Origin of the sequence: Actinoplanes sp. NPDC051513 (genome assembly GCF_044454685.1) — a bacterium.
Taxonomy (GTDB): Bacteria; Actinomycetota; Actinomycetes; order Mycobacteriales; family Micromonosporaceae; genus Actinoplanes.
In genome coordinates this window covers 131,009-156,394 of record NZ_JBITDW010000014.1, presented here as the reverse complement: position 1 = coordinate 156,394, position 25,386 = coordinate 131,009, and the positions used below count along the sequence as shown (strand labels likewise).

Annotated in this window: 4 protein-coding genes; all 4 read left to right on the top strand. The window is 74.2% G+C overall.

All coding sequences use genetic code 11. The annotated features are described in order from the left end of the window. The first annotated feature begins 35 nt into the window (after window positions 1-35). From ACIA5D_RS34260 to ACIA5D_RS34245, 4 genes are read left to right on the top strand one after another with little or no spacing between them, the layout of a single operon-like run. The gene (locus tag ACIA5D_RS34260) at window positions 36-4,304 is read left to right on the top strand and encodes an amino acid adenylation domain-containing protein (protein WP_396034543.1); all 4,269 of its coding nucleotides are present in this window, start codon (window positions 36-38) and stop codon (window positions 4,302-4,304) included. Further along, window positions 4,301-14,635 (top strand): amino acid adenylation domain-containing protein, encoded by a 10,335-nt coding sequence (locus ACIA5D_RS34255; RefSeq protein WP_396034542.1) that lies wholly within the window; start codon window positions 4,301-4,303, stop codon window positions 14,633-14,635. Before ACIA5D_RS34260 ends, ACIA5D_RS34255 begins: the two co-directional genes overlap by 4 nt. After that, complete coding sequence (locus tag ACIA5D_RS34250) at window positions 14,632-25,170, top strand: amino acid adenylation domain-containing protein (RefSeq protein ID WP_396034541.1); 10,539 nt, start codon at window positions 14,632-14,634, stop codon at window positions 25,168-25,170. Before ACIA5D_RS34255 ends, ACIA5D_RS34250 begins: the two co-directional genes overlap by 4 nt. Next, window positions 25,167-25,373 carry an MbtH family protein gene (locus ACIA5D_RS34245; protein ID WP_396034540.1) on the top strand — a complete coding sequence of 69 codons (207 nt, stop codon included), beginning with the start codon at window positions 25,167-25,169 and terminating at the stop codon, window positions 25,371-25,373. The genes ACIA5D_RS34250 and ACIA5D_RS34245 overlap by 4 nt, the downstream gene beginning before the upstream one ends. Window positions 25,374-25,386 lie beyond the last annotated feature (13 nt).

Below are 25,386 nucleotides of genomic sequence, written 5' to 3'. Positions count from 1 at the left end.
CACGCGCCCCCATCCAGTACCAGCAGGAGCGACGCATGCACGACACGATCGAGGCGATGAAGTGGTCCAGCGGCGGCCCGCTCACCGTCGCGCCGGCCACGCTTCCCGAGGTTTTCGCGGCGAGCGTCCGGCGCGATCCGGACGCGGTGGCCGTGGTCTTCGAGGACACCGAGATCAGCTACGCGGAGCTGGACGCCCGGGCGAACCGGCTGGCCCACCTGCTGATCGCGCGCGGCGCCGGGCCGGACCGGGTGGTCGGACTGGCGGTGCCCCGCTCGATCGAGATGATCGTGGCCGAGCTGGCCGTGCTCAAGGCCGGCGCCGCCTACCTGCCGCTCGACCCGGCCGACCCGGCCGAACGGCTCGGCTACCTGATCGGCGACGCCGAGCCGCTCTGCCTGGTCACCACCGCCGAGGCGGACGATCGGCTGCCCCGCCCGGCGGGCATGCCGCGGCTGCTGCTCGACGACCCGGCCGTGATCGCCGAGCTCGGGCACGCGGCGGCCACCGATCCGGCACGCGACGGGCTGCGGGTCGAACACGCCGCTTACGTCATCTACACCTCCGGCTCCACCGGCCGGCCCAAGGGCGTGCTGCTCACCCACTCCGGCGTCGCGAAGCTGATGTCCACCCAGTTCGAGCGGTTCGGGCTCACCCCGGACGTCCGCGTGCTGCACTTCGCCTCGCCCAGCTTCGACGTCGCCTTCTGGGACCTGATGCTCTCGCTCTGCTCCGGCGGCCGGATCGTCGTCGTGCCCGCCGACCGCCGGGTCGCCGGGCTCGCGCTGACCGAGTACGCGATGCGGCACCGGACGAACTTCATGATCCTGCCGCCCGCGCTGCTGGCCGCGCTTCCGCCGGAGTGCGAGCTGCCGCCGGGCATCCTGCTGGCCGGCACCGAGCGGGTCTCGCCGGAGCTCGTGGCCCGCTGGGCGGACGGCCGCCGGATGTTCAACGCGTACGGGCCGACCGAGGCCACCGTGAACTCGACGCTCGGCGAGTGCGATCCGGACCGGATCGACGGCTCGTCGGTGCCGATCGGCCGTCCCGACCCGGCCACCGACGCGTATGTGCTGGATTCCGCCCTTCGCCCGGTCGCGCCCGGCGTCCCCGGCGAGCTGTACCTGGCCGGTCCGGGCCTGGCCCGCTGCTATGTGAACAGGCCCGACCTGACCGCCGAGCGGTTCGTCGCCAACCCGTTCGACGAGGCCGGCGGCCGAATGTACCGCACCGGCGACGTCGCCCAGTGGCGCGGCGACGGCCGGCTGGACTTCCTCGGCCGGGTCGACGACCAGGTCAAGGTGCGCGGCTACCGGATCGAGCTGGGCGAGGTCGAGTCGGTGCTGGCCCGCCACCCCGGCGTCGGCCAGGTCGCGGTGATCGCCCGCGAGGACCGGCCCGGCGACGTCCGGCTGGCCGCCTACGTCGTGTCGGCCGACCACGCCGAGGCACCGCAGGAGAAGGCCGATGCGCAGGTCGCCGAGTGGAAGGAGCTGCACGAGCTGCTCTACCAGGCCGGCCGGGTGGAACGCTTCGACGAGAACTTCACCGGCTGGAACTCCAGCTTCGACGGCTCGCCGATCCCCCTGGAGCAGATGCGCGAGTGGCGGGACGAGACCGTCGCCCGGATCAAAGCCCTGGCGCCGCAACGGATCCTGGAGATCGGGGTCGGCATTGGACTGCTGCTGTCCCGGCTCGCGCCGGACGTGGAGAGCTACTGGGGGCTCGACCTCTCCGAGGAGGCGATCGCGACGCTGCGGGGCGCCACCGCGGACATGCCGGGCGTGGTGCTGCGCGCGCAGCCGGCACGCGACCTGACCGGCGTGCCCGAGGGCCATTTCGACACGGTCGTCATCAACTCCGTGGCGCAGTACTTCCCGAGCGCGGACTACCTGACCTCGGTGCTGCGGGCGGCGGTCACCCGGCTCGCTCCCGGCGGCCGCATCTTCGTGGGTGACGTGCGCAATCTGCGGCTGCACCGCGCGCTGCACGAGGCGATCGCGGCCCAGCAGCCGGGCCACGAGGTCGAGGCGGCCCTGCGGGCCGAGCGCGAGCTGCTGCTGGATCCGGATTATTTCGGGACTCTCGGGATGCAAACTGCTGACGTACGCGTGAAGCAGTCCCGCCACGACAACGAGCTGACCCGTTACCGGTACGACGTCGTGCTCTCCACGTCATCCGCCGGCGACCCTCGCCCGGAACAGGTTCACGCGTGGACGGGGCTGGACGCCGTGCGCAAGCTGCTCTCGGAAAACCCGCAGCGGGTGCGCATCACTGGAATTCCCAACGCTTTACTGGGCTTTGCCGACGGCGCCGCCGCCGCCGACCTCGCCGCGCTCGGCAGTCACCACGTCGCGGTCACCTGGAACGGCGACTCGCTCAGCGGCGCGCTCGACGCCGTCTTCCAGCTCGGCGAGGCGCCCGCCGGCGACTACCGGCCGGGCGCGACCGTTCCGCTCGCCAACACGCCGGCCGCCTTCACCGACCCGGCCACGCTCGGGAAAGCGCTGCGCCTGCACGCCGAATCCTGGCTGCCCGCCTACCTGGTCCCCACCGGATTCGTGCTGCTCGACGCGCTGCCGGTGCTGACCAGCGGCAAGCTTGACCGGGCCGCGCTGCCCGCCCCCGACTACGCCGTGCTCGCCACCGGAACCGCCCCGCGCACACCGCGCGAGAAGGTTCTCTGCGAGCTGTACGCGGATGTGCTGGGCGTGCCCGGCGTCGGCATCGACGACGATTTCTTCAGCCTCGGCGGCGACAGCATCGTCTCGATCCAGCTCGTGCTGCGCGCCCGCGCCGCCGGGCTGGTCTGCACCGCCCGCCAGGTGTTCGAGGCGCGCACGGTCGCCGCCCTGGCCGAGGTGGTGACCGAGCCGGCGACCGCCCGTCCGGAGTCGCCGGACGACGGGATTGGCGAGATCCCGTTCACCCCGATCCTGCGGTGGCTGGACGAGACCGGCGGCGACCTCACCGCGTTCAGCCAGTCGATCGTCGTCACCACCCCGGACGGCGCGAAGGCCGACGACCTGGCCGCGGTTCTGGCCGAGCTGACCGACCGGCACGACCTGCTGCGCGCCACCCTCGACCGGCCGGCCGGCGTGCTGCGGGTCGCGCCGCGCGGGACGGCCGGCCCGTGGCTGCGGGTGGCCGCCGAGGGCGCGACGGTCGCGGCCGAGGAGGCAGCGGCGGCGCTGCGGCTCGACCCGGCCCGGGGCGTGATGGCCCAGGCGGTGTTCTTCCCGGCCGCCGGTCACCTGCTGCTGGTGGTCCACCACAGCGTGGTCGACGGGGTCTCGCTGCGGATCCTGCCCGACGACCTGGCCGCGCTCTGGGGGTCCCGGGCGACCTCGCACACCGGCGCCTCCTTCCGCCGCTGGGCCCTCGGGCTCCGCGAGGCGGCCGGCCGGAGGGCCGCGGAACTGCCGCTGTGGCAACGGATTCTCGACGGGCCGGACCCGGCGCTGAGCCACCGCCCGCTGCGCCCGGTCGACGACCTGGCGTCGGTGGCCCGGCACACCGTCCGGCTCCCCGCCGCCCGTACCGAGCCGGTCATCACCGGCGTCGCGGCCGCCTTCAACGCGGGCATCAACGACGTTCTGCTCACCGGACTCGCCCTCGCGGTCGCGAAGTGGCGCGGCGGCGGCGAACGGTCCGTGCTGATCGCCCTCGAGGGCCACGGCCGCGAGGAGCAGATCGTGGCCGGCGCCGACCTCGCGTCCACGCTCGGCTGGTTCACCAGCGTGTTCCCGGTGCGGCTCGACCCGGGCGACGCCGACCTGACCGAGGCGCTCGCCGGCGGACCGGCCGCGGGCGCCGCGTTCAAGCGGATCAAGGAGCAGCTGCGCGCGATCCCCGACCACGGCATCGGCTACGGCCTGCTGCGCTACCTCAACCCGGACACCTCGCCGGCCCTGGCCGCGCTGCCCGCCCCGCAGATCAGCTTCAACTACCTCGGCCGGTTCACGGCCGGGCCGGGCGCTGACTTCACGCCGGTCGCCGGGCACGGGATCCTGGCCGGCGGCTTCGACCTGGGCATGCCGGTCGCGCCCTGCACCCTGGAGATCAACGCGTACGTGCAGGACGGCGCCGACGGGCCGGAGCTCGGCGTGACCTGGGCCTACCCGCGGGACCTGCTCTCCGGGGCGGCGGTCGCCGAGCTGGCCGCCGGCTGGTTCGACGCGCTCGGGGCGTTGGTCGAGCACGCCCGGGGACCGGCCGCGGGCGGGCTCACCCCGTCGGACCTCACCCTGGCGCTGAGCCAGGACGAGATCGACGAGTTCGAGACCGAATGGGAGCTCCCGTGACCGCGCCCGCCTCCCGGATCAGCGACATCCTGCCGCTCACCCCGCTGCAGGAAGGCCTGTTGTTCCACACCCAGCTGGCCGCGGACGGCCCGGACGTCTACACCGGACAGCTGACGATCACCCTGGCCGGCCCGGTCGACGCCGAGCGGCTGCGGGCGGCCGGGCAGGCGCTGCTCGACCGGCGGCCCAACCTGCGGGTCGCGTTCCGCCGCCGCAAGAACGGCGACACGGTCGCCATCGTGCCGACCCAGGTCGCCCTGCCGTGGACGACGATGTCGCTCGCCGCCGACGAGCTGCCGAAGTTCCTCGACGACGACCTCACCACCCGCTTCGAGCCGGCCACCGCCCCGCTGCTGCGGATGGCGCTGCTCTCGCTCGGCCCGCACGATCACCGGCTCGTCGTCACCCACCACCACCTGCTGCTCGACGGCTGGTCGATGCCCCTGCTGCTGGACGAGCTGTTCGCGCTCTACCGCGGCGAGACGCTGCCGCCACCGGCCGACTTCCGCACCTATCTGGCCTGGACGGCCGCCCAGGACCGGGCGGCCGCCACCGCGGCCTGGCGGGACGCCCTCGACGGGCTGGACGGGCCGACCCTGCTGGCCGCGCGCCCGCCGGCCCGCGCGATGGTGCCCGAGCGGGTGCTGCGGGACCTGCCGGCCGCCCTCACCGCCCGGCTGACCGCGCTCGGCCGGGCCGAGGGGCTCACGCGGAACACGCTCGTGCAGGGCGCCTGGGCGATCGTCGTCGGCGCGCTCACCGGCCGCGACGACGTGGTGGTCGGCGCGACCGTCGCCGGCCGCCCGCCCGACCTGCCCGGCTCGGACACGATGATCGGCCTGTTCCTCAACACGATCCCGGTCCGCGTGCGGCTCGATCCGGCCGCCCGGGCCGTCGACGCGTTGCGTGGCCTGCAGGGCGGCCAGGCCCGGCTGATGGATCATCAGCACCTGGGCCTCGCCGAGATCCAGCAGCTGGCCGGGCACGGCGAGCTGTTCGACACGCTGACCGTCTTCGAGAACTACCCGCTCGGCTCGTCGTTGCCGTCGGCCGGTGGGGGAGCGCGGGTGACCGGCGCGTCGATCCGCGACTGCGCCCACTATCCGGTGACGCTGACCGCCCGCCCGGGCGAGCGGATGCACCTCGACCTCGAGTACCGCGGCGACCTGTTCACCGCGGCCGCCGCCGCGCGGCTGCTGGACCGGCTGACCGTCGTGCTGACCCGGCTGTGCGACGCGCCGTCGGCCCCGCTCGCCACGATCGACGTGCTCGACCCGGCCGAGCGGGCCGGGCTGCTCGACGCGGTCGTGGCGCCCCTGGCCGACGCCACGATCCCCGGCCTGCTGGCCGCGCAGACCGACCGGAGTCCGGACGCGGTGGCCCTCGTCGCCGGCGGCCGCGAGTGGACGTTCGCCGAGGTCTCCGGCTGGGCCGGGGCGCTCGCCGCCCGGCTGCGCGAACTGGGTGCCGGCCGCGGGGACCGGGTCGCGCTCGCGCTGCCCCGGGCGCTCACCCCGCAGGCGATGTTCGGCGTGATGACCGCGGGCGCCGCCTACCTGCCGCTCGACCTGGACCAGCCGCACGACCGCATCGCCGCCGTGCTCGAGGACGCCGCGCCCGCGCTCGTCGTCACCGAGGAAGGCGTTTCCCTGCCCTGGGAGGGGCGGCGGCTGCACGTCTCCGAGAGTTCTGAGCCGGTCGAGGCCGCCGGGGAACCGGTCACACCCGAAGACCCGGCTTACGTCATCTACACCTCCGGCTCGACCGGGCGGCCCAAGGGTGTCGTGGTGCCGCACCGCGGGATCGTGAACCTGTTCGCCACCCATCGCGCACGGTTCATGACGGGCCCGAAGCGACGGGTCGCGCACGTGGCCTCGTTCACCTTCGACGGATCCTGGGAACCGCTGATCTGGATGCTCGACGGGCACGCCCTGCACGTGCTCGACGCCGACGTCTACCGGGACGCCGCCGCTACCGTCGGCTACCTTCGCGAGCAGCGGATCGACTTCCTCGACGTGACGCCGACCTACCTGCGCGAGTTGATTCCGGCCGGGGTGCCCGACGCCGGGCTCGGCATGCTGCTGGTCGGCGGCGAGGCTACCGATCCGCAGCTGTGGCAACAGATCACCGCAGTCGACGGCCTGGACTGCTACGACCTGTACGGCCCGACCGAGGCCTCGGTGGACGCCTACGGCTGGCACGGGCCGGACCGCCACGCCTACCGGCTGGACAACGTGCGGACCTACGTGCTGGACGCGGCGCTGCGGCCGGTGCCGCCGGGCGTGCTCGGCGAGCTGTACGTGGCCGGCCCGGGTCTCGCGCACGGCTACCTCAACCTGCCCGGCATGACCGCCTCGCGGTTCGTGGCGGATCCGTTCGCCGGGAAAAGCCGGATGTACCGCACCGGCGACCTCGTCCGCCGCAACGACGACGGCGTGCTGGAGTTCGCCGGCCGCACCGACGGCCAGGTCAAGGTGCGCGGCTTCCGGATCGAGCTGGGCGAGATCGAGGCGGCGCTGGGGGGCCGGAGCGCGGTGGTGGTCCGCGACGACCGGCTCATCGCCTACACAGTCGGCCCGGTCGACCTCGACCGGCTGAGGGCCAAACTGCCCGGCTACCTGATTCCATCGGCGTTCGTCGAGGTCGACGCCCTGCCGCGGACCGTCGCCGGCAAGCTCGACGTGGCCGCGCTGCCCGATCCGGAGATCTCGGCGCCGGCCGGCGGCCGCACCGCCCGGGGCACTCGCGAACAGCAGCTGTGCGACCTGTTCGCCGAGGTGCTCGGCGTCCCCGCGGTCGGCATCGACGACGACTTCTTCGCGCTCGGCGGCCATTCGCTGTCGGTGATGCGCCTGGCCGGGCGGGTCCGCGCGGAGCTCGGCGTCGACCTGCCGGTGCGCGCGGTGTTCGAGACCCCGACCGTGGCCGGGCTGCTGCCGCGCCTGACCGGCTCGACCCGGGCGCCGCTGACCGCGCAGCCGCGGCCCGACCGGGTCCCGCTCTCCTTTGCCCAGCAACGGTTGTGGTTCCTCTACCGGCTCGAGGGGCCGAACCCGACCTACAACATCCCGATCGCGTGGCGTCTGCGCGGACGGCTGGACACGGATGCCCTGATCGCCGCGGTCGCCGACGTGGCCGGGAGGCACGAGACCCTGCGGACGGTGTTCGCCGACGACGGCGGCGAGCCGTTCCAGCGGGTGCTGCCGGCCGGGCCGGTCCCGATCTCGGTCGAAGAGATCGCCGATGGCGCGCTGGCCGAGCGGCTGGAATCCTTTGGCGCGTACGGGTTCCGGCTCGACGAGGAACCCCCGCTGCGCGCCCGCCTGTTCCGGGTCGGGCCGGACGAGCACGTCCTGGTCCTGCTGCTGCACCACATCGCCGGCGACGAGTGGTCGGACGTGCCGCTGCGCCGCGACCTCGTGGCCGCCTACACCGCGCGGTGCGCCGGTCTGGCGCCGGCCTTCCCGCCGCTTCCCGTGCAGTACGCGGATTTCGCGCTCTGGCAACGGCAGCAGCCGCTGGACATCGAGGGCTGGCGGGAGGCGCTCGACGGGCTGCCCGACGAGATCGACGTTCCGGCGGACCGGCCGCGCCCGGCCGCGGCCAGCCACCGCGGCGACGTGGTGCGCTTCGACTTGCCCGGTGAGGTGACCGCTCGGCTGCGGGCTCTCGCCCGGAGCACCGGCACGAGCATGTTCATGGTCGTGCAGGCGGCGGTGGCGGTGTTGCTGACCCGTCTGGGCGCCGGCACCGACATTCCGCTGGGCTCGCCGGTGGCGGGCCGCCCGGATGCGGCATTGGACGATCTGGTCGGCTTCTTCGTGAACACCCTGGTTCTGCGTACGGATACCAGCGGTGACCCGTCGTTCCGGGAACTGCTCTCGCGCGTACGGGAGACGGATCTGGCGGCTTTTGATCGTCAGGACGTGCCCTTCGAGCATCTGGTCGAGGCGCTCAACCCGGCGCGGTCGCTCGGCCGGCATCCGCTGTTCCAGACGATGGTCTCCTACCTGGGCGAGGCCGACAGCACCTGGCATCTCGGCTCGCTGCGGGTCGAGACCGGGCACGTACGCCAGCACGTCGCCATGTTCGACCTGTCGTTCGACTTCTTCGAGACCCGCGACGGCGTACGCGGCGAGCTCGAGTTCGCCACCGACCGCTACGAAACGGCCTCCGCGAAGACCCTGGTCGAGCGGCTGCAGCGGGTCCTGGCCGCCGTCGCCGCCGATCCGGCCACGGTGGTGAGCCGGATCGACGTGCTCGCCCCGGAGGAGCGCGCCCTCCTGCTGCCCGCGCCCCACGAGAACATCCCGGCGGGGTCCATCGTGGACCTGTTCGAGGCCCAGGTGACGGCCGCGCCGCAGGCCGTCGCACTGGTCTCCGGCGGGCGCGCCTGGAGCTTCGCCGAGCTGGACGACTGGTCGGCGGGACTGGCCGGCGCGCTGGCCGGGCAGGGGGTCGGCCGGGGTGATCTGGTGGCGCTGGCGACCGCTCGCCCGCTCACCGTGCCCGCGCTGCTCGGCGTGCTCCGCAGTGGCGCGGCCTATCTGCCGCTCGACGCCTACCAGCCCAGCGACCGGGTGGCCGCGATGCTGGCCGACGCGGCGCCGGCGATCCTGGTCACCACCGACGGGCTCGACGTGCCGTGGTCCGGCCCCCGGCTGACGGTCGGCGATGCCGCGCTGCCGGACCGCGGCATTCTTCCGGCGGTCGGTGCGGACGACCCGGCCTACGTCATCTACACCTCCGGCTCGACCGGCCGGCCCAAGGGCGTCGTGGTCCCGCACCGCGGCATCGTCAACCTGTTCGCCTCCCACCGCGCCCGGCTGATGCCCGGCCCGAAGCGCCGGGTCGCGCACGTCGCCTCGTTCACCTTCGACGGCTCGTGGGAGCCGCTGATCTGGCTGTTCGACGGGCATGCGCTGCACGTCTTCGACGACGCCGAGTACCGCGACCCGGCCGTGCTCGTGCCGCTGCTGCGCGCCCAGGGTGTCGGCCTGCTCGACGTGACCCCTACTTTTCTGCGCGAGCTGATCCCGGCCGGGGTGCTCGAGGCCGGGCTGAGCGTGCTGCTGGTCGGCGGCGAGGCGATCGATCCGCAACTGTGGCGCCAGATCTGCGCGGTCGACGGGCTCGTCTGCCACGACCTGTACGGGCCGACCGAGGCCTCAGTCGACGCCTACGGCTGGCACAGCGCGTCGCGCGAGCCGTATCAGCTCGCCAACGTGCGCACCTACCTGCTCGACGCGGCGCTGCAGCCGGTGCCGCCGGGCGTGCTCGGCGAGCTGTACGTGGCCGGGCCTGGTCTGGCACACGGCTACCTCAACCTGCCCGGCATGACCGCGTCGCGGTTCGTCGCGGATCCGTTTGCCGAAAGAGGCGGCCGGATGTACCGCACCGGCGACCTGGCCCGCTGGAACGCCGCCGGAGTGCTCGAATTCGCCGGGCGGGCCGACAACCAGGTCAAGGTGCGAGGCTTCCGCATCGAGCTCGGCGAGATCGAGGCGGCGCTCGGCGGCAACAGCGCGGTCGTGGTCCGCGACGGAAGGCTCATCGCGTACGTGGCCGGCGGCCCGGCCGACCTCGGCAAACTGAGGGCCGAGCTGCCCGACCACATGATCCCGGCCGCGTTGGTCGAGGTGGACACGCTTCCCCGCACGGTCGCCGGCAAGCTCGACGTGGCCGCCCTGCCCGCCCCCTCCCGGTCGGCGCTCAGCCGCGGCCGGGCCGCCCGCACCGGTCGCGAGCGGCAGCTGTGCGACCTGTTCGCCGAGGTGCTCGGCCTGCCGGCGGTGAGCATCGACGACGACTTCTTCGCGCTCGGCGGCCACTCGCTGCTGGTGATGCGCCTCGCCGGGCGGGTCCGCGCCGAGATGGGCGTCGACCTGCCGGCGCGGGCCGTCTTCGACACGCCGACCGTCGCAGCGCTCCTGCCACGCCTCACCAGGGTCACCCGGGAACCGGTCACCGCGCGTCCCCGCCCTGCGCGGGTGCCGCTCTCCTTTGCCCAGCAACGGTTGTGGTTCCTCTACCGGCTCGAAGGGCCGAACCCGACCTACAACATCCCGATGGCGTGGCGGCTGCGCGGGCCGCTCGACCGGGCAGCCCTGACCGCCGCGGTCCGGGACGTCGCCGAGCGGCACGAGACGCTGCGGACCGTCTTCCCCGAGGTCGACGGCACGCCGTATCAGCACGTCCTCGGCGCCGGGGCGGTTCCGGTCACCTTCCACTCCGGCGGCGACCTGGACAGCGCGGCCGGGCACGCGTTCGAGCTCGACCGGGAGGCGCCGCTGCGCGTGGACCTGTTCCCGGCCGGGCCGCACGAGCACGTGCTGCTTCTGCTGCTGCACCACATCGCCGGCGACGAGTGGTCGGAGGAGCCGCTGCTGCGGGACCTGACCACCGCGTACGAGGCCCGGCGCGCCGGTCGCGCGCCGTCGTACCCGCCGCTTCCGGTGCAGTACGCGGATTTCGCGCTCTGGCAGCGGAACCAGGCCCTCGACGTCGCGGGCTGGCGGGAGGCGCTCGCCGGACTGCCCGAGGAACTGGACCTGCCCGCCGATCGGCCCCGCCCGGCCGAGGCCGGCCACCACGGCGGGATCGTCGAGTTCGCCGTGCCGGAAACCGTCGCCCACGACCTTCGGCAGCTCGCCCGCAGCACCGGCACGAGCATGTTCATGGTCGTGCAGGCGGCGGTGGCGGTGTTGCTGACCCGTCTGGGCGCCGGCACCGACATTCCGCTGGGCTCTCCGGTGGCGGGCCGACCGGATGCGGCATTGGACGATCTGGTCGGCTTCTTCGTGAACACCCTGGTTCTGCGTACGGATACCAGCGGTGACCCGTCGTTCCGGGAACTGCTCTCACGCGTACGGGAAACGGATCTGGCGGCTTTTGATCGTCAGGACGTGCCCTTCGAGCATCTCGTCGAGGCGCTCAACCCGGTCCGTTCGCTCGGCCGGCATCCGCTGTTCCAGACGATGGTCTCCTACCTGCCCGGCAGCACGGACGTGTGGCGCCTCGGCGACCTGGACGGGCGGCCGGAACCGGTCGGCCACCGAGCGGCGATGTTCGACCTCTCGTTCGACTTCGCCGACGCGGCCGGCGGCAGCGGCATCGAGGGCACCCTCGAGTTCGCCACCGACCGCTACGACCTCGCCTCTGCCCGTACCCTGGTCGAGCGACTGCAGCGGGTCCTCGCCACGGTCGCCGCCGACCCGGCCCGGACCGTCGGCCGGATCGACGTGCTCGCCCCGGACGAGCGGACCGCGCTGCTCGCCGCCGCACCCGAACCGGCGCCGGCCGGCTCGATCACGGACCTGTTCGAGGCCCAGCGGGCGGCCACCCCGCGGGCGATCGCGCTCGTCTCCGGCGGCCGCGCCTGGACCTTCGAGGAGCTCGACGACTGGTCGTCGCGGCTGGCCGGCGCGCTGGCCGCGAAGGGAGTCGGCCGGGGCGGCCTGGTCGCGCTGGCCACCGCCCGCCCGCTGACCGTGCCCGCCATCCTCGGTGTGCTCCGCAGTGGCGCAGCCTATCTGCCGCTCGACGCCTACCAGCCCGCCGACCGGATCACCGGAATCCTGTACGACGCCGCGCCGGCGATCCTGGTCACCACTGACGGGCTCGATGTGCCGTGGTCCGGCCCCCGGCTGACGGTCGGCGATGCCGCGCTGCCGGACCGCGGCATTCTTCCGGCGGTCGCTGCGGACGATCCGGCGTACGTGATCTACACATCCGGGTCGACCGGGCGCCCGAAAGGGGTGCTCGTACCGCACCGCGGCATCGTCAACCTCGCCGCCACGCACGGCCGGCGCCTGATGCCCGGCCCGAAGCGGCGGGTCGCGCACGTCGCCTCGTTCACCTTCGACGGCTCGTGGGAGCCACTGGTGTGGATGCTCAACGGCCACGCCCTGCACGTGCTGGACGACGACGAATACCGCGACGCCGCCGCACTCGTCGGCTACGTGCGCGAACGCCGGGTCGAGGTGCTCGACGTGACCCCGACCTACCTGCGCGAGCTCATCCCGGCCGGGATCCTCGACGCCGGCCTCAGCACCCTGCTGGTCGGCGGCGAGGCCATCGATCCGCAACTGTGGCGCCAGATCTGCGCGGTCGAGGGCCTGGACTGTCACGACCTCTACGGGCCGACCGAGGCCTCGGTCGACGCCTACGGCTGGTCCGGCCCGGCCCGCTCGCCCTACCGGCTCGCCAACGTGCGCACCTACCTGCTCGACGCGGCGCTGCAGCCGGTGCCGCCGGGCGTGCTCGGCGAGCTGTACGTGGCCGGGCCCGGTCTGGCACACGGCTACCTCAACCTGCCCGGCATGACCGCGTCGCGGTTCGTCGCGGATCCGTTTGCCGAAAAAGGCGGCCGGATGTACCGCACCGGCGACCTGGCCCGGTGGAACCGCGACGGCGTGCTGGAGTTCGCCGGCCGCGCCGACGGCCAGGTCAAGGTCCGCGGCTTCCGGATCGAACTGGGTGAGATCGAGGCGGCCCTCGGGGGCACGAGCGCGGTCGTGGTCCGCGACGGCCGGCTGGTCGCCTACGTCGTGGGCGGGCCGCCCGACCTCGACGCGCTGCGTGCGAAGCTGCCCGACTACATGGTCCCGTCCGCGTTCGTCGAACTCGGCGCGCTGCCCCGGACGATCGCCGGGAAGCTCGACGTGGCCGCGCTGCCCGCGCCCGACTTCAGCCAGCTCAGCGGCGGCGCCGCCGCCCGCAACGACCGCGAGCAGCAGCTGTGCGACCTGTTCGCCGATGTGCTCGGCCTGCCTGCGGTCGGCGCCGACGACGACTTCTTCGCTCTCGGCGGCGACAGCATCGTCTCGATCCAGCTGGTCAGCCGGGCCCTCGCGGCCGGTCTCGGGATCAGCCCGCGGGACGTGTTCCGGCACAAGACCCCGGCCGCGCTCGCCCTGGCCGCCGTCGTCGAGACCGCGCCGGCGACCGAGGAGCCGGGCCAGGCGTGGGGGAGCGCTCCGCTGACCCCGGTGATGCGCTGGTTGTTCGATGTGGACGGCCCGATCCGGGGCTACAGCCAGTCGATGCTGTTGCACGCCCCCGCGGGGGTCACCGCCGACCGGCTCACCGAGGTGTTGCAGGCGCTCGCCGATCGGCACGATCTGCTGCGCGCCCGCATCACCGCCGACGGCATCGAGATCCCCGGGCCGGGAGCGCCGATCGATCCGGTACGGGTGGAGACGGACGACCCGGACGCGCTGCCGCGGATCGCCGCTGCGGCCCGCGAACGGCTCGACCCGGCCGGGGGCGTGCTGCTGCAGGCGGTGCTCACCGGCCCGTACGTCCTGCTCGTCGTCCATCACCTGGTCGTCGACGGCGTCTCGTGGCGGATCCTGCTGCCCGACCTCGCCGACGCCTGGCAGGGCCGGGAGCTGACCCGGTCGGGCACCTCGTTCCGGCGCTGGTCCCGCGAGCTCGACCGGCTCGCCCGCGACCCGCGCACCGAGAGCCAGGCGCCGTACTGGGCCGAGGTCCTCGACGGACCGCGCGTCGCGCTCGGCCGCCGCGAGCTCGACCCGGCCCGGGACACCGTCGGCACCTGCGACGAGCACACCGTCACGCTGCCGCCGGACGAGACCGGGCCGCTGCTCACCACCGTTCCGGCCGGATTCCATGCCACGGTCGACGACGTGCTGCTGACCGGGCTGGCGCTCGCCCTGCGCGACTGGGCGGGCCACTCCGGCTGGCTGGTCACGCTGGAGGGGCACGGACGGGAGGAGCAGCTCGTGCCGGGCGCCGACCTGTCCCGGACCCTCGGCTGGTTCACCACCGAATACCCGGTGCGGCTCGACCTCGGGGCCCAGAGCCCCGGCGACGCGCTGAAGGTCGTCAAGGAACGGCTGCGCGCGGTGCCGGACAGCGGCGTCGGGTACGGCCTGCTGCGCTGGTCCCATCCCGCGGCGCCGCTGGCCGGCAAGCCGCAGCCGCTGATCGGGTTCAACTACCTCGGCCGGTTCACCGCCGGGGACGCGGGCGACGGGCCGTGGGAGCCGGCCGGCGAGGGCTGGGGCGGCGGCGCCGACGAGGCCATGCCCGCCGACTATCCCCTCGAGATCAACGCGATCACCGAGGACCACCCCGGCGGGCCCCGGCTCGCCGCCACCTTCACCTGGCCGCGCGGCCTGCTCACCGCCGAGCAGGTGCACGAGCTGGCCGATCGGTTCCGGGCCGCGCTGCGAGCGCTGGCCACCGGTACGGACGGCGGTGGCTACACCCCGTCCGACCTGGATCTGGTCGACCTCAGCCAGGACGACATCGACAGCCTCGAGGCCGACTTCGCCGGCTTCGAGTCCGAGTGGGAGACGCAGTGACGAACAAGACCGGGCTCCAGGACGTCCTGCCGCTGTCGCCGCTGCAGGAGGGCCTGCTGTTCCACGCCCTGTACGACGCCGTCCCGCCCAGACCAGAACTGCGACAAGCGGGCCGCCCGGACGTCTACACGGTGTCGACCGCGCTCGATCTCACCGGCGACCTCGACGTCGAACGGCTGCGGACCGCGGGGCAGGCACTGCTGGACCGGCACCCCAACCTGCGGGCCGGCTTCCGGCGCACGGCCAAGGGTACGACCGTCGCGGCGATCCCCACCCGGGTGCAGTTGCCGTGGGAGTACCGCGCGACCGAGCCGGAAGTCGAGGAGACTCCGCGTTTCGACATGGCCCGGCCGCCGCTGATGCGGATGACGCTGACCCGGCTCGCCGACGACGTCCACCGGCTCGTCATCAGCCACCACCACATCCTGCTCGACGGCTGGTCGTCGCCGCTTCTGGTCCGCGAGCTGTTCGACCTCTACGCCGGGCGGGAACTGCCCCCGGCCACCCCGTACAAGAACTATCTGGCCTGGCTCGCCCGCTGGGACAAGGCGGCCGCCGTCACCGCCTGGCGCGAGGCCCTCTCGGGTCTGGAAGAGCCGACCCGGATCGGCGCCTCCACCGAGCCGTCGATCCCGGACGCGGTCGAGGCCGCGCTGCCGGAGCCGCTGAGCGCCCGTCTCGCCGACCTGGCCCGCGCCCACGGCTTCACCGTCAACACGCTCGTCCAGGCCGCCTGGGGTCTGCTGCTGGCCCGCACCACCGGCCGCGGCGACGTGGTCTTCGGCGCCACGGTCGCCGGCCGCCCGCCGCAGCTGCCCGGCGTCGAGTCGATGATCGGCCTGTTCATCAACACCGTCCCGGTCCGGGTGCGGATCGACCCCGCCGAGCCCGCCCTCGATCTGCTGATCCGTCTGCAGGACGAGCAGGCCGCGATGATCGAGCACCAGTACCTCGGTCTCGGCGAGATCCAGCGCCTCGCCGGGCACGGCGAGCTGTTCGACACGCTGACCGTCTTCGAGAGCTACCCCGGCGGCCCGGCCGAGCCGGTGGCCGGGCTCCAGGTCACCGAGGCGTACGACGAGGACGCCACCCACTACCCGCTCGTCCTGATCGCCGAGCCCGGCGACCGCATCAACCTGGAGATCCGGCACCGCGCGGACGTGGTGGACGCCGCCACCGCGCAGCGGTTGCTGGACCGGCTGATCCGCATCCTGGCCGCGATCGCCGACGACCCGTCCCGCCCGGTCGGCCGCCTCGACATCCTCGACCCGGCCGAGCGCTCCCGGCTGCTCGACGACTGGGCCGGTCACGCCGACGGGATCGAGCTCACGACCTTCCCCCGCCGGTTCGCCGAGATGGCCGCCGCGTACCCGGAGCACGTCGCGATCGTCGGCGAGGACGAACAGCTCACCTACGCCGAGCTCGACGCCCGCTCGGCCCGCCTCGCCCGGTCGCTCGCCGCCCGGGGCGCCGGACCCGGCGAGGTCGTCGCGGTCGCGCTGCCCCGCTCGGCCGACCTGATCATCGCGCTGGTCGGCGTGCTGCGCTCCGGCGCCGCTTACCTCGCGCTCGACCTCGACCACCCGCAGGAGCGCCTGCAGTACATGCTCGACGACGCCCGTCCACTGTGCACGATCACCGCAGCCGACCTGCCCGGCGACGGACCGCAGGCCGAGCCGCGCGAGCCCGGGCCGCTGGACGCCGCGTACGTCATCTACACCTCGGGCTCCACCGGCCGGCCCAAGGGCGTCGTCGTGACCCACGAGGGCGTGGCCAAGCTGCTCGCCACCCAGACCCGGCGGATCGGCATCACCGAACACAGCCGGGCCCTGCAGCTCGCCTCGCCCAGCTTCGACCTCGCCTACTGGGAGATGTGCTGGGCGCTGCTCTCCGGCGGCGCCCTGGTCGTCGTGCCGGCCGAGCTGCGGGCGCCGGGCGCGCCGCTGGTCGACTACATCGTCAAACACGAAGTCACCCACATGGCGCTGCCGCCGTCCGTGCTCGGTGCGCTGCCCGCCGACGTCGACCTGCCGCTCGGCGTGCACCTGCTCGTCGGCACCGAGGAGGTACCGGCCCGCCTCGCCGAGCGGTTCGCGCCCGGCCGCAACATGTTCAACGCGTACGGGCCGACGGAGACCAGCGTCAACGCCACGTTGTGGCCGGTCACTCCGGTCATCACCGGAACCGTGCCGATCGGCGTGCCGGACCCCGGCCAGCTCGCCTACGTGCTGGACAGCGGCCTCAACCCGGTCCCGCCCGGCACGGTCGGCGAGCTCTACCTCGGCGGTCTCGGCCTGGCCCGCGGCTACCTCGGCCGGCCCGGCCTGACCGCCGAGCGCTTCCTGCCGGATCCGTTCGCAGGCCACGGCTCCCGGATGTACCGCACCGGCGATCTGGCGCGCTGGACGTCGCTTGGTGTGATCGAGTTCGCCGGCCGGGCCGACCACCAAGTGAAGATCCGCGGGTTCCGGGTGGAGCTCGGCGAGATCGAGGCCGTCGTCGCCGGCCAGCCGGGCGTCCGGCAGGCCGCCGTGGTGCTGCGCACCGACGCCGGGATCAAACGCATCGTCGCGTACGTCGTGGGGAGCGCCGATCCGGCCCGACTGCGTACCGACGTGGCCGCGGTCCTGCCGGACTACATGGTCCCGGCCGCGGTCGTGCCCCTGGAGAAGCTCCCGGTCGGCGTCAACGGCAAGCTCGACCGGGCCGTCCTGCCCGCCCCCGACTTCACGGCCGGCCGCACCGCACGCGCCCCGCGCACGCCGCGCGAGAAGCTGCTCTGCGACATCTTCGCCGAGGTCCTCGGGGTCGCCGGGATCGGCATCGGCGACGACTTCTTCGCGCTCGGCGGCGACAGCATCATGTCGATGCAACTGGTCGGCCGGGCCCGCACCGCCGGCCTGGTGCTCTCGCCCCGGCAGGTCTTCCAGAACCGCACCCCGGCCAGGCTGGTCGCGGTGGCGGGGACCGTCACCGGCGCCGACGCCGTGCCCGCGAACCTGTCGCTGGTCACGCTCTCCGAGGCCGACCGGCGCGAGATCGCCGGGCTCGGCTTCGCCGTACGGGAAGTGCTGCCGCTCTCGCCGCTGCAGACCGGCCTGCTCTTCCACACCTTGCTCGACGACGCCGGCCCGGACGTCTACACGGTCCGGATGGTGGTCGACCTGACCGGCCCGGTCGACGCCACGCGGTTGCGCGCCGCCGCCCAGGCGCTGCTGGACCGGCACGGCAACCTGCGCGCCTCGTTCCACCACCTCACCTCGGGCACCGCGGTCAGCGTCGTGCCGGCCACGGTCACCGTGCCCTGGACCGAGGCCGACGCCCCGGACGAGCGGGCCTGGCAACGGATCCTCGACCGGCAGGGCCACCGGTTCGACCCGGCGACCGGCCCGCTGATCCGGTTCGCCCTCGTGCACACCGGCCCGGACACCCACCGGCTCGTGCTCACCCACCACCACCTGCTGCTCGACGGCTGGTCCCGAGGCCCGCTGATGGCTGAGCTGTCCGCGATCTACCGGGATCGGTCGGCGACGACCACGGGCCGCCCGTTCCGCGACTACCTCGCCTGGCTGACCGGGCAGGACCGATCCACCGCCGAACAGGCCTGGACCGCCGCGCTGGCCGGGCTGACCGAACCCACCCGGGTCGGCCCCGGCGGCCGGCGCGAGGCGCTCACCCCGGAGGTCGTCGAGGTCGAGCTGAGCGCCGGCCGCACCGCCGCGCTCGCCGCGGCCGGCCGGGCCCGCGGGCTCACCCTCAACACCGTCGTGCAGGCCGCCTGGGCGTTGCTGCTGGCCCGGCTCACCGGCCGCGACGACGTGGTCTTCGGCGCGACCGTCGCGGGCCGCCCGCCGCAGCTGCCCGGCGTCGAGTCGATGGTCGGCCTGTTCATCAACACTGTCCCCGTCCGGGTCCGGATCGACCCGGCCGAACCCGCGCACGCGCTGCTGGACCGGCTGCAGGACGAGCAGTCCGCGCTGATGGAGCACCAGTACCTCAGCCTCACCGACATCCAGCGGATCGCCGGGCACGGCGAGCTGTTCGACACCCTCGTGGTGTTCGAGAACTATCCCGACGACGAGGGCGGGGAGGCCGGCGGGCTGCCGGTCACCGGGACCGAGGGCCACGACGCCACCCACTACCCGCTCACCCTGATCGCCGAGCCGGGGGAGACCCTGCGGCTCGCCGTCGAGTTCCGGCCGGACGTCTTCGAACCCGCCCTCGCCGCCCGACTCGCCGACGGCCTCGTCGCGCTGGTCGACGGGCTCGCCGCCGGGCTGGACGCGCCGGTCGGCCGGATCGGGCTGCTGGACGCGCTGCCGGCCGGGGGCGCCGGCCCGGTGGCGGCGCTGGCCGCGGCCACCCTTCCCGACCTGGTCTGCGCGCAGGTCGCGGCCACGCCGGACGCCCTCGCGCTGGTCGGCCCGGCCGGGGAGAGGCTGACCTACCGCGAGCTGGACGCGCGGATCGACCGGCTGGCCCGGGTGCTGGCCGCGGCGGGGGCCGGCCCGGAAACCGTGGTGGCACTGGCCCTTCCGCGCTCGGTCGACCTCGTCGTGGCGATCCACGCCGTGGTGCGGGCCGGTGCCGCCTACCTGCCGCTCGACCTCGACCACCCGGACGCCCGCCTGGCCGGGATGCTGGCCGACGCCAAGCCGGTCGCCGTGCTCGCGCATTCCTCGACGGCCCACCGGCTGCCGGGCGAGGCGATCCGGCTCGACGAGCCGCTCGACGACCCGGCGGTCGAGCCGACCGCGCCCGGGCTGCAGAACCCGGCGTACGTCATCTACACCTCCGGCTCGACCGGCGCGCCCAAGGGTGTGGCGGTCGAGCACGCCGGCATCGTCAACCGGCTGCGCTGGATGCAGCACGAGTACGGGCTCACCGGCGCGGACCGGGTGCTGCAGAAGACCCCGGCCGGCTTCGACGTGTCGGTGTGGGAGTTCTTCTGGCCGCTGATCGCCGGCGCCACCCTGGTCGTCGCCAAACCGGACGGCCACCGCGACCCCGCATACCTGGCCGACCTGATCCGCCGGGAAGGCATCACCACCGTCCACTTCGTCCCGTCGATGCTCGCCGCGTTCCTGCCTTCGAGCGGTGGCTGCCCGAGCCTGCGCCGGGTGATCTGCAGCGGCGAGGCCTTGCCGGCCACCCTGGCCGACCGCTTCGCCGAGGTGCTCCCGGACGCCGGGCTGCACAACCTGTACGGCCCGACGGAAGCATCGGTGGACGTCACGTACTGGCCGGCCGCCGACGGGACCGGAACCACCAGCGTGCCGATCGGGGGACCGGTCTGGAACACCCGGGTGAGCGTGCTCGACGACGCGCTGCGCCCGGTGCCGGTGGGCGTGCCGGGCGAGCTCTACCTCGCCGGCGTCCAGCTGGCGCGCGGCTATCGCGGGCAGCCCGGCCTGACCGCGGGGCGGTTCGTCGTCGACCCCTACGGCGAGCCGGGCGAGCGCATGTACCGCACCGGCGACCGGGTCCGCTGGACCGCGGAGGGCGTCCTGGAGTTCCTCGGCCGCGGCGACGGCCAGGTCAAGATCCGTGGGCAGCGGGTCGAGCTCGGTGAGATCGAGGCCGCGATCGACCGGCCCTGCGCGGTGGTGGTCCGCGACGGCCGCCTGGTCGCCTACGTCGTGGGCGGCCCGGCTGACCTGGACGCCTTGCGCCGGACGCTGCCCGACCACATGGTTCCGTCCGCGTTCGTCGAGCTGGAGGCGCTGCCGGCGAGCGTCAACGGCAAGCTCGACCGGGCCGCGCTGCCCGCCCCCGACCTCGCCGCCGCGAGCACCGGCACGGCCCCGCGCACCCCGCGCGAGCAACTGCTCTGCGACCTGTTCGCCGAGGTCCTCGGGGTGCCGTCGGTGGGTGTCGAGGACGACTTCTTCGGCCTCGGCGGCGACAGCATCGTCTCGATCCAGCTGGTCGGCCGGGCCCGCGCGGCCGGCCTGTCGCTGACCCTGCGGCAGGTGTTCCAGCTGCGCACCCCGGCCGCGCTGGCCGCCGCGGCCGGATCCGCGTTCACCGCGGCCGCCGGCGTCGGCGCGCTGGTCGAGCTGACCGACGCGGAGACCGCCGAGATCGCCGGGCTGGGCCTGGACGTGGCCGAGGTGCTGCCCCTCTCGCCGCTGCAGGCCGGGCTGTTGTTCCACGCCGCGTTCGACGAGGGCGGCCTCGACCTCTACACCGTGCAGATGGTCTTCGACCTGCCCGCCTCGGTGGAGCCGGAGCGGTTGCGGGCCGCCGGCCAGGCGCTGCTGGAGCGGCACGCGAACCTGCGCGCCTCGTTCCACCAGCTCGGCTCCGGCCGCCCGGCCGCGGTGGTATCCCGGCACGTCGGCCTGCCCTGGGCCGTCGTCGAGCTGGACGACGGTGACGGCGACGCCTGGGAGCGGTGCCTGGCCGAGGAGGGCCGCCGCTTCGACCCGGCCACCGCGCCGCTGCTGCGGATGATGCTGGTCCGGGTCGCGGGCGGCTACCGGCTGATCCTCACCCACCAGCACATGCTGCTCGACGGCTGGTCCCGTGGGCCGCTGATCGAGCAGCTTGCCGCCCTCTACGCCGGGCAGCCGGTGGCGGTGACGCCGTACCGGGACTTCCTCGCCTGGCTCGCCGGGCAGGACCGCACCGCGGCCGAGAACGCCTGGCGCACCGCGCTCGCCGGCATCGAGGACGCCACCCGGCTCGCCCCGGCCGACCCGCAGCGCGAACCGGCCGTCCCCGAGCTGATCGACCGCGAGCTGCCCCGGCATGTCACCGCGAGCCTCACCGCTCTCGCCCGCTCCCGCGGCCTGACGCTGAACACGCTGGTGCAGGCGGCGTGGAGCATCGTGCTGGGCCGGCTCACCGCCCGCGACGACGTGGTGTTCGGCGCCACCGTCTCCGGCCGCCCGGCCCAGCTGCCCGGCGTCGAGTCGATGATCGGCCTGTTCATCAACACCGTGCCGGTCCGCGTCCGGATCGACCCGGCCGAACCCGTCCGCGCGCTGCTCGCCCGGGTGCAGGACGAGCAGTCCGCGCTGCTCGACCACCAGTACCTCGGGCTCGCCGACATCCAGCGGCTGGCCGGCGCCGGCGAGCTGTTCGACACGCTGCTGATCGTCGAGAACTACCCGGACCGCGGCGACGACGAGGACTCGCTGCTTGCCGCCGCCGACGCGGGCGGCCGCGACGCCACCCACTATCCGCTGACCTGGGTGGTCGACCCCGGCGATCGCCTGCGGGTCGGCCTGGAATACCGGCCCGACCTGTTCACCGTCGCCGTCGCCGGGCGGATCGTCGTCGCGCTCACCGCGGTGCTGACCGCGTTCGCCGTCGACCCCGAGCGCCCGGTGGGCCGGCTCGACCTGGCCTCGGGCGAGGACCGCAGCGGCTGGAACCCGGCCCCGGTCCCGCGCACCGATGAGACGGTCACCGAGCTGTTCGAGCGGCGGGCCGCCGAGTCGCCGGACGCCACGGCGGTCGTCTGCGGGGACGTGCGGTGGACGTTCGCCGAGCTGAACGCGCGGGCCAACCGCCTCGCCCGGCTGCTCGGCGAGCGCGGGGCCGGTCCCGAGGACATCGTGGCGCTCGCCGTGCCGCGCACCGCGGACGCCATCACGGCGATCCTGGGCGTGCTCAAGTCCGGCGCCGCCTACCTGCCGCTCGACCCGGCCTACCCGGCCGCGCGGATCGCCGCGATGCTCGACGACGCGAGGCCGAAGCTGCTGGTCACCGCCGAAGGCGTGGACATCGCTGCCGACGGCGTCCCGCGTGTGCTGGTGAACGAGAGCGAGCACGCCGGCGAAAACTTGAACCCCGGCCGGGCCCGGCCGCAGCATCCGGCGTACGTCATCTACACCTCCGGCTCGACCGGCCGCCCGAAGGGCGTCGTGGTCACCCACCGGAACCTGGTCAACCTCTTCCGCAGCCACAACGCCCAGCTGCACCGGCCCGCGCGCGAGGCCACCGGGCGGCGGCATCTGCGGGTCGGGCACGCCTGGTCGTTCGCGTTCGACGCCTCCTGGCAGCCGCAGCTGTGGCTGCTCGACGGCCACGCCCTGCACATCGTCACCGAGCCGGTCCAGCGCGACCCCGAGCAGCTGGCCACGCTGATCCGCGACGAGGGCATCGACTTCATCGAGCTGACCCCTTCGCACTTCGCGCAGGTCGCCGACGCCGGGCTGATCCGCGACGGGAAGTGCCCCCTCGCGGTGGTCGGGGTCGGCGGCGAGGCGATCGCGCCGGCGTTCTGGGAGCGGCTCGGGTCGCTGCCGGACACCGAGGCGTTCAACCTGTACGGGCCGACCGAGGCCACCGTGGACGCGCTGTCCGCCCGGATCGCCGACACCCGTACACCGGTCATCGGCCGGGCCGTCGGCGGCGCCCGCGCCTACGTCCTGGACCACGCCCTGCGGCACGCGCCCGCCGGGATCGCCGGCGAGCTCTACATGGCCGGCGCCGGGCTGGCCCGCGGCTACCTGGGCCGTCCCGGGCAGACCGCCGAGCGGTTCGTCCCCGACCCGTTCGGCGCGCCCGGCGATCGCATGTACCGCACCGGCGACCTGGTCCGCTGGACCGGCGACGGCCGGGTCGAATACCTGGGCCGGGTCGACGAGCAGGTCAAGATCCGCGGGTTCCGGATCGAGCTCGGCGAGATCGAGACCGTCCTCGCCGCCCAGCCCGGCGTCACCGAGGCCGTGGTGATCGCCCGCGAGGACCGACCGGGTCTCCGCCGGCTCGCCGGTTACGTGGTCGGTGCGGAAGACCTGGTCCCGGCGGCGCTGCGGGCCGCGGTCGCCGCCGAGCTGCCCGACTACATGGTCCCGGCCGCGCTGATCCGGCTCGACCGGCTGCCCACCCTCGCCAACGGCAAGCTCGACAAGGCCGCGCTGCCCGCCCCCGGCCTCGCCGGAGAAAACGCCGGCCGCGAGCCCGCGAACGACCGCGAGCGCGCGCTGAGCGAGGTCGTGGCGGCCGCGCTGGGCCTGGAGACGGTCGACGTCGAGGCGGATTTCTTCGCGCTCGGCGGCGACAGCATCGTGGCCATGCAGCTGGTCGGCCGGGCCCGCGCGGCCGGCCTGCGGATCACCCCGCGGCAGGTGTTCGCCGAGCGCACGGTGGCCGGGCTCGCGCTGGTCGCCACCGCGCTCGACCCGGCCGGCGAGCAGGCCGCCGACGGCGTCGGGTCGTTCCCGCTCACCCCGGTGATGCGCTGGCTCAGCGAGGTCGAGGGGCCGATCGACGGCTTCAACCAGTCAGCGGTGGTGCAGGTGCCGGCCGACCTCGGCTGGGAGCACCTGCTGGCCGCGCTGCAGGCCGTCACCGACCGGCACGACCTGCTGCGGGCGCGACTGGACCGCAGCGGCGACTGGTCCCTGACTGTGCCGCCGCCCTCTTCCAGGAAAGCCGCCGGCTTCACCGTCCGCGTCGACGTCGAAGGGCTCGACGAGCGCGGGCTCCGGGACGCGGTGGCCGAACAGGCCCGGATCGCCCAGGCCGCGCTCGACCCGGACCAGGGCGTGATGATCCGGGCCGTCTGGCTGGATGCCGGGCCGGCCCGGCCCGGCCGCCTGCTGCTGCTCGTCCACCACCTGGTCGTCGACGGGGTGTCCTGGCGGGTGCTGCTGCCCGAGATCGGCGCGGCCTGGCGGGACGCGGTCGCCGGCCGCACCTTGATCACCGCGGCCACCAGCACCTCCTTCCGGCGCTGGGCCACCGGGTTGGCGGCCCAGGCTCAGTCGCCGCAGCGCGAGGCCGAGCTTCCGATGTGGACGGAGATCGCCGGCCAGGGCGACCCGCTGCCGGTGATCCGCCCGCTGGACCCGAGCCTCGACGTGGCCGGCACGCTCAAGGACCACACCCTCGCCCTGCCCGCCGACGTCACCGAGGCGCTGCTGACCACGGTGCCGGCCGCGCTCGGCGCGAGCATCAACGATGTGCTGCTCGGCGCCCTGGGGGTGGCGGTGGCCCGCTGGCGCCCCGGCGACGCGGTGCAGGTCGCGCTGGAGGGGCACGGCCGCGAGGAGCACCTGGTGCCCGGCGCCGACCTCTCCGGCACGGTCGGCTGGTTCACCAACATCTTCCCGATCCTGCTGGACACGGCCGGGATCGACCTGGCGGCCGGGGGATCGGCGGTGGCCGAGGCGGTGACCCGGGTGCGCGAGCACCTGGCCGCGCTGCCCGACAGCGGCATGGGCTACGGCCTGCTGCGCTACCTCAACCCGCGCACCGGACCGGCGCTGGCCGCCCTCCCGCATCCGCCGATCCAGTTCAACTACATGGGCCGGTTCGATTTCCCGGAGGCGCAGGACTGGGAGTACGCGCCGGAGGCGGAGGCGGCCGAGAACGGCGCCGACGACGCCATGCCCGAGACGTACGAGCTGGTGGTCAACGCCCAGACCGAGGACCGGGTGGCCGGGCCGCAGCTGACCGCCACCTGGGCATGGCCCGACGCCGTGCTCGCCGAGAAGCAGGTCCAGGACCTGGCCGCGGCCTGGTTCGACGCCCTGCAAGCCCTGGTAACCCACATCCGCACGAGGAGCATCCGATGAGCACCAACCCGTTCGACAACGCCGACGGCACGTTTCTCGTGCTGGTCAACGACGAGAACCAGCACAGCCTGTGGCCGGTGTTCGCCGAGGTGCCGGCCGGCTGGCGGACCGTGCACGGCCCGGCCGGGCGGCAGGACTGCCTGGACTACGTGAACGCGAACTGGACCGACATGCGCCCGCAGAGCCTGATCGACGCCTCGTAGGACGGGGACCGGC